The organism is Gemella sp. GH3, from assembly GCF_013415425.1.
Lineage (GTDB): Bacteria > Bacillota > Bacilli > Staphylococcales > Gemellaceae > Gemelliphila.
This window is the reverse complement of record NZ_JACBYC010000103.1, coordinates 1-7,550: the sequence shown is the minus strand read 5'-3', so window position 1 is coordinate 7,550 and position 7,550 is coordinate 1. Positions and strand designations below refer to the sequence as shown.

The 7,550-nt window shown below is 24.7% G+C and carries 9 protein-coding genes; all 9 read left to right on the top strand.

Going from position 1 to position 7,550, the window contains the following annotated elements:
- The first annotated feature begins 266 nt into the window (after positions 1 to 266).
- Positions 267 to 401: a 50S ribosomal protein L34 gene (rpmH, locus tag HZY83_RS03980; RefSeq protein ID WP_003144116.1), complete on the top strand. Its 135-nt coding sequence runs from the start codon at positions 267 to 269 to the stop codon at positions 399 to 401.
- Between the two features lie 112 nt (positions 402 to 513).
- A complete protein-coding gene (gene rnpA, locus HZY83_RS03975) occupies positions 514 to 858 on the top strand; it encodes a ribonuclease P protein component (protein ID WP_179942782.1) in 345 nt (114 codons plus the stop codon).
- Positions 859 to 1,653 (top strand): RNA-binding cell elongation regulator Jag/EloR, encoded by a 795-nt coding sequence (gene jag / locus HZY83_RS03970; RefSeq protein ID WP_179942781.1) that lies wholly within the window; start codon positions 859 to 861, stop codon positions 1,651 to 1,653.
- Positions 1,654 to 1,661: 8 nt separating this feature from the next.
- Entirely contained in the window at positions 1,662 to 2,030 is a 369-nt protein-coding gene (locus tag HZY83_RS03965) for a response regulator (RefSeq protein ID WP_179942780.1), read from the top strand.
- A gap of 91 nt (positions 2,031 to 2,121) precedes the next feature.
- Entirely contained in the window at positions 2,122 to 3,504 is a 1,383-nt protein-coding gene (mnmE, locus tag HZY83_RS03960; protein ID WP_218925330.1) for a tRNA uridine-5-carboxymethylaminomethyl(34) synthesis GTPase MnmE, read from the top strand.
- A gap of 45 nt (positions 3,505 to 3,549) precedes the next feature.
- Positions 3,550 to 4,218 (top strand): response regulator transcription factor, encoded by a 669-nt coding sequence (locus tag HZY83_RS03955; protein WP_179942779.1) that lies wholly within the window; start codon positions 3,550 to 3,552, stop codon positions 4,216 to 4,218.
- Positions 4,215 to 5,228, top strand: a complete 1,014-nt coding sequence (locus HZY83_RS03950) for a sensor histidine kinase (protein ID WP_179942778.1) — start codon at positions 4,215 to 4,217, stop codon at positions 5,226 to 5,228. Before HZY83_RS03955 ends, HZY83_RS03950 begins: the two co-directional genes overlap by 4 nt.
- 195 nt (positions 5,229 to 5,423) lie before the next feature.
- A complete protein-coding gene (locus HZY83_RS03945; protein WP_179942777.1) occupies positions 5,424 to 6,188 on the top strand; it encodes an ABC transporter ATP-binding protein in 765 nt (254 codons plus the stop codon).
- The coding region (locus tag HZY83_RS03940; RefSeq protein WP_179942776.1) for an FtsX-like permease family protein at positions 6,181 to 7,550 on the top strand (1,370 nt) is incomplete at its 3' end. The genes HZY83_RS03945 and HZY83_RS03940, both read left to right, overlap by 8 nt.

The following is a 7,550-nucleotide window of genomic DNA, read 5'->3' as shown; positions in this document are numbered from 1 at the left end:
ATATTTAATTGTGTCTGTATGATTATACCATAGTATACTAAAAAAAAAAAGGGAAAGTTAGTTTTGAAAGTTTAGTATTTATAAACTTTAGAAACCAAAATAATAAGAGAAACTAATAAATATTAGAATAATAAGTACAGTATTTAGCGTTAAAAGTAATAAATATTATAATAACTTTAGTAGAATACTTGCTTTTTTTTTTATAGTGTGATAATATTTTATAGTTATTACATCTATCTTTATAAAAATACTCGAGGAGGAATAAAATGAAACGTACGTATCAACCTAATAAAAGAAAACATTCAAAAGTTCACGGATTTAGAGCTCGTATGAGTACTAAAAACGGGAGAAATGTTTTAGCAAGACGTAGAGCAAAAGGTAGAAAAGTTCTATCAGCATAAAATATAAGTAATAAAGAGGGTTTTAATTTCGGTTAAAGCCTTCTTTTTATTTTTGTTGTAATTATATTAATAAACTGATAAAATATATTCATAGAATTAGAAAGGTATACTAATGAAAAAAGAATATCGAGTAAAAAAAGAAGGAGATTTCCATAGAATTATAAAAGAAAAAAATTCTTTTGCTAATCGACATTTTGTGATGTACTATAGTGCTAATAAAGATAATCATATGAAATTAGGGATTTCTGTTAGTAAAAAATTAGGTAAAGCGCATGTAAGAAATAAATTAAAAAGATATGTAAGAGAATTTATTAATCAAAATAAAGATAATATAAAATCATACGATATAATTATTATAGTTAGAAAATCTGCTATAGATATAGAATTTTCTGAATTTAGTAAATCTATAAATCATTTATTATTTAAAACAAAATTATATAAAAAGAGGTGTAAATAAGTGAAAGTTTATACATATAAAGAAAAAACGGTTGACTTGGCTATAAAAAAAGGGTTAAAAGAGCTAGGTTTAGAGGAAAGTCAAGTAAAGATAGAAGTAGAAGAAGCAGGAAGCAATGGTATATTAGGCTTATTTAAAAAAGAAGCTATAGTGAAATTGACTCCCTTAGATATTGAATATAAAGAAAATCAAGAATTAAATAAAGAAGATAATAAAGACATTTTAATAGAAGAAAAAGAATCTAAAGAAAATATTAAAAATGACTTAGTTGAAAATAATATATCAACCCCTACTACAGAAGAAAAGATATTTTCAAAAAAAGAAAAAGAAGATGAAATTATAAACAATAAAGAAAAAATAGTAGATTATATGACAAAAATAGTTCATTCTATGGGATTTGATACAGCTAATCTTAAATTTATAGATGAAGGAAATAAAAATTATACTATAAAAATATTAGGTGTAGAAAATACTAGTCTTCTTATAGGAAAAAGAGGAAATACATTAAATAGTTTGCAAGTTTTGGCAAATAATTATGGAAAAAAATTTAGTAAAAAATATTTTAGAATAAATATTGACTGTGATGAGTATCGTGATAGTAGAAAAGAAACTTTGGAGGAATTAGCACTAAATATGGCTAAAAAATCTAAAAAACTAGGAAAACCTATTGAATTAGAACCTATGACTAGTTTTGAAAGAAAGATTATCCACAATGCTCTTAGCAATATACAAAACGTAGAAACAGAATCAAAAGGAAAAGAGCCTTATAGATATTTAGTTATAACAGCCAAATAGGAGTTACAATGAAAAAAGTATTAATAGTAGAGGATAGTCCTTTTTATAGTGATAGGGCAAAAGAAATAGTTGAAGAATTAAATTTTAAATCTTTATTAGCTTTCGACGGGAAGTCTGGTGTAGAAATTTATGAAAAAGAATTACCAGATTATGTTATAATGGATATTTGTATGCCTATTATGGACGGTTTAGAAGCTACAAAGGTTATAAATAATAAATATTCTAATGCAAAAATAATCATATGTAGTAGTGTAGGACATGTACCTATCTATAGAAAACAAGCTATTAAAAATGGAGCAAAGGCTTTTTTATCTAAACATTTTATAAAAAAAGAATTAGAGCAAGTTTTAGAAGAACTAAATTTCTATGATAATTAAATAATAAAACAGATTAAAACTGTATAATGTGGAAATATCTTTGTAATTATCTATTTCCACATTTTTATTTTACTAAGAAAGAGAGAATATTATGAGTGAAACAATAGCAGCAATATCAACAGCTTTAGGAGAAGGAGCAATAGGAATAGTTAGATTAAGTGGAGATGATGCTTTTTTGATAGCAGATAAAATAATAAGATTACCTAAAAATAAAACTATTAATAGTGTAGATAGTCACACTATTAATTATGGACATATAGTAGATCCTAAGAGTAATGAAAAGATAGAAGAAGTAATGGTAGTAAAAATGGCTTCACCTAGAACGTATACTTGTGAAAATGTAGTAGAAATAAATTGTCATGGAGGGCTGATAACTATCCAAAAAATATTAGGATTATGTTTGAACAACGGTGCAAGATTAGCAGAACCGGGTGAATTCACAAAAAGAGCTTTTTTGAATGGGAGAATAGACCTATCACAAGCAGAAGCAGTAATAGATTTTATAAAAAGTAAAACAGAAGAAGCAAGTTTGTTAGCTAATAATCAAATACAAGGAAGATTATCAAAATTAATAAAAAGATTACGTGCAGAAATATTAGATATTTTAGCAGTAGTAGAAGTAAATATAGATTATCCTGAATATGATGATTTAGAAGTAGAAACAACAAAAACTATTTTAGAAAAATCTAAAAGTATAAAAAATAGTTTAGAAAATTTATTAGCAACTTCAAAACAAGGAAAAATAATAAAAGAAGGATTAAATACAGCAATAATAGGAAGACCAAATGTAGGGAAAAGTTCATTGCTAAATAACTTATTACAAGAAAATAAAGCGATAGTAACAGATATAGCTGGTACTACAAGAGATGTCTTAGAAGAATATGTTAATATAAAAGGAGTACCAATAAAATTAATAGACACTGCAGGGATAAGAGAAACAAATGATATAGTAGAACGAATAGGAGTAGAAAGAAGTAAAAAAGAACTAGAACAAGCAGATTTAGTATTATTTTTATTAAATAGTAGTGAAGAATTAACTGACAAAGATAGAGAGTTAATAAAACTTACAGAACATAAACAAACTATAGTGATATTAAATAAACTAGATTTAGAAACAAAAATAGATTTAGAAGAAGTTAAAAAAATAGCTTACAATCACCCCATTATTAAAACTTCTATGACAACGTATGAAGGAATAGAACTTTTAGAAAAAAATATTAGAGATATGTTCTTTGATGGAAAAGCCAAACCTAAAGACGCTACTTATTTATCTAACACTAGACAAGTTAATCTAATAACTAGAGCTTTAGAAAGTTTAAATGAAGCCATAAATGCTGCAGAATTAGGGTTAGAAGTAGATATGGTATTAATAGATTATACTAATACATTTAATTTACTAGGAGAAGTTATTGGAGAAAATAGTAGCGATGAGCTAATAAATGAATTATTTAGTCGTTTTTGTTTAGGAAAATAACAACTGTTACACGTGAAACAAAAAATAATATTTAAGGGGGATATTATGTATAAAATATTAGTTGTAGAAGATGATTATACTATTGCAAATGGAATTAAAGAGTATTTAACAAAGTGGAATTTTCAAACAAAGATTATAGAAAATTTTAATAGCATAATAGAAAAATTTATTGAATTCAAACCTGATTTAGTACTAATGGATATAAATTTACCTCATTATGATGGATATTATTATTGCGAGGAGATAAGAAAGTTAGCAAAAACACCTATTATATTTATTTCATCAACTTCTGATGATATGAATATAGTAATGGCGGTAACAGTAGGAGCAGATGACTTTGTTGTAAAACCTTTTAAATTAGTAGTTTTAAAAGCAAAAATAGATGCTATTTTGAGAAGAGTCTATAATTTTAATACAGAGCATAATTTGGTTGTATATAAAGATGTTATTTTTGATAATTTAAAAGATAATGTAAGTTATAAAGGAAAAAATATAGAATTAACAAAAAATGAGAGTAAAATCTTAGAATTGCTTTTTGAACATAGAGAAAACATTGTATCAAGAGATGATTTAATGAGATATTTATGGGAATCTGATACTTTTGTCGACGAAAATACACTATCTGTTAATATAAATAGATTAAGAAAAAAACTAGAAACTATAGGATTAGTTGATTTTATAATAACGAAAAAAGGTAGAGGATATATGATATGATTAAATTGATTATAGATTATATAAAAACTAATAAATATTTTTTGCTGACGTTATTAACAATTTTATGTTTTGTAACTTATATGCCAATATATTTGTATAGAATAGAATTTGAAAAAATATTTTATCCACTATTTTTATCAACATTAATTAGTTTTATATATATTTATTTTGATATAAAACGATATATACGAAAATATAATCAACTTAAAATTTCCCAAAAAAATAAATTGTTGGATATTTCTGAAATAAATAAAAATAATGATATGATAGATAAAACATATATAGATATTATAGAAAATCTAAAAAAAGAAAATATAAAAATAATTAATGATAATAAAAAAGAACTAGAATCTATTACGGACTACTATACTATGTGGGTACATCAAATAAAAATACCTATAGCAGCATTAAATTTTTTAATAGATAGCAATATTGATAAAAAAAATAAATTAGAGATAGAATTATTTAAAATAGAACAATATGTAGATATGGTTCTTAGTTATTTGCGCTTAGACAGTGAAAAAACAGATTTTTTAGCAGAACGTATTAATGTAGACTTATTATTGAAATCTGTCATAAGAAAGCAATCTTTAATTTTTATTGAGAAGAAAATTATATTAGATTACACACCATTAGATTTTAAAATTTTGAGTGATAGAAAATGGTTAGAATTTGCATTGGAACAAATATTAAGTAATGCTTTGAAATATAGCAATCCTAACGGAAAAATAAGTATTTATATAGAAGGAAATGCTATTTGTATAAAAGATGAAGGTATAGGAATTAGTAGTGATAATTTGCCGAGAATTTTTGACAAAGGATATACTGGCTTTAATGGTAGGAAAAATAAAAAATCTAGTGGTTTAGGGTTATATTTAACACAAAAAATATTGCAAAAATTAGGACAACAGATTGTAATAGAATCAGATTTGAATAAAGGGACTATTGTTAAAGTTGTTATAGAAGAAAGAAGTATTATAAAAGAAGATATTATTAATGATAAGGGATAGTAGATATTAAAATTTATTAATATATAATAAAAAAAGGTAGTATTTGCTATCTTTTTTCTTTTATCTTACAAAAATGTAAGATAAATATAAAAATAGTAAGAAAAATCTATAGATTACCGTATAGACTTTATATAAAATATAAGTATAGAATTAATTACCAAATATATAAAAGAAATATAATATAAGGAGAAAAATATGATATTAGATGTTAAAAATTTGAAAAAAGTATATACCAACAAGTTAGGAGGAAATAGTACAACTGCATTAAAAGACGTTAGCTTTAGCATAAATGAAGAAGAATATGTGGCTATAATGGGAGAAAGTGGTAGCGGAAAAACTACGTTATTAAATATTATAGCAACGTTTGATAAGGGAACTAGTGGAACGGTAGATTTAAAAGGAGTAAACTTAAATTCTTTGAAAGATAAGGATTTAGCAGAATTTAGACGAAATAATTTAGGATTTGTTTTCCAAGATTTTAATTTGTTAGATAATTTTTCTGTAAGAGATAATATTGTGTTACCGTTAGTTTTAGCAAAGAAACATCATAAAGAAATGCTTAGGAAAGCAGAGAGATTAGCAAAATCGTTAGGCATATTTGAACTGTTAGATAAGTATCCTTATCAAATATCTGGTGGACAAAAACAACGAGTAGCTATAGCAAGAGCATTAATAACTAATCCAAAATTGTTACTTGCAGATGAGCCAACAGGAGCATTAGATTCAAAATCTACAGAGCAACTTTTAAATGTCTTCGACGCCATAAATAGAGCGGGTCAAACTATTATAATGGTAACTCACTCTGTAAAAACAGCAAGTAGAGCAAGCAGAGTTTTATTTATAAAAGATGGTGTAGTTTTTCACGAAATATATAAAGGAAATAGTACAAACAATGAAATGTATCAAAAAATAACAGAAGCATTAACACTGGTTCAAGCAGGTGGTGATCAAAATGAATAGATTTTTTTATAGTAGATTTGCGCTAAAAAATATAAAAACTAATCAAAAATTGACAGTACCGTATATGATATCTTCGATATTTTCAATAGCTATATTTTATATATTGTCATCATTAGCAAATAATAGCAATTTATCTAATATTAAACAAGGAGCTGAGGCAATAAAAGAATTATTAAAATATGGCATGATAGTAATAGCAATATTTATTGTAATATTTATATTTTATAGTTACAGTTTCCTGGTGAAAAAAAGATATAGTGAATTTGGACTATATTCCGTATTAGGTATGACAAAAAAACAAATATCTAAAATAATATTAATGGAAAATATTATATTGGCATTTGTTACAGTATTTGTCGGAATATTAGTAGGTATAGTTTTTGATAAATTAGCTTACTTGTTCTTGTTAAAACTAATGCAAGCAAAGGTTGAATTAGGTTTCTACATATCATTTACAGCAATAAAATTAACAGTATTACTATTTTCGTTAATATATATTCTAACTATAATTAGTTCATTAATAAAGATTTATAGACTAAATATTATAAAATTACTAAAATCAGACAATGTAGGAGAAAAAGAACCTAAAACTAGGTGGCTATTATCTCTAGTAGGGATTGCTCTTATAGGATATGGTTATTATACAGCTTTAATTATAAAAACTCCTTTGCAAGCTTTAACAAATTTTTTCTATGCAGTAGTTTCTGTAATAATAGGAACATATTTGTTATTTATAGCAATATCTATTTTCGTGTTAAAATTATTAAAAAACAACAAAAAATTATATTATAAAACTCAAAATTTTATAAGTATTTCAAATATGATTTATAGAATGAAGAGAAATGCAGTAGGTTTAGCAAATATTTGTATATTATCAACAATGATTTTAATAACTCTAGGATCAACAGCTAGCCTATACTTTGGAAAAGAGGCTCTTGTAAAATCAATATATCCAAGAAGTGTTACAATAGAGGCAATGAGATATGATGAAAAATCATTTTCGAAATTACAGTCTAATATAGACAATGTTATAAAAAAAGAAGGTGTTAAGAAAGAAAACATTATTGCCCATAGATATATATCTATATATGCAAAGAAAACAGATAATGGGTTAATTATACAGAATGATACTTCAAATTTATCAACCTTAACATCAGCGATAGTAATACCTTTAGAAGATTATAACAAAACTTATAATACTAATATTACACTAAAAGATAATGAAATATTGCTATTAAATTCACGCTCAAAAGAGCAGACATCACAGCTAAAAATAAATAATCAAGAATTTAGTGTGAAAGATACAGTTAATATAGACAGCTTAAAAACAGAATCTTCTAGTGTATTAGATACATATCATAT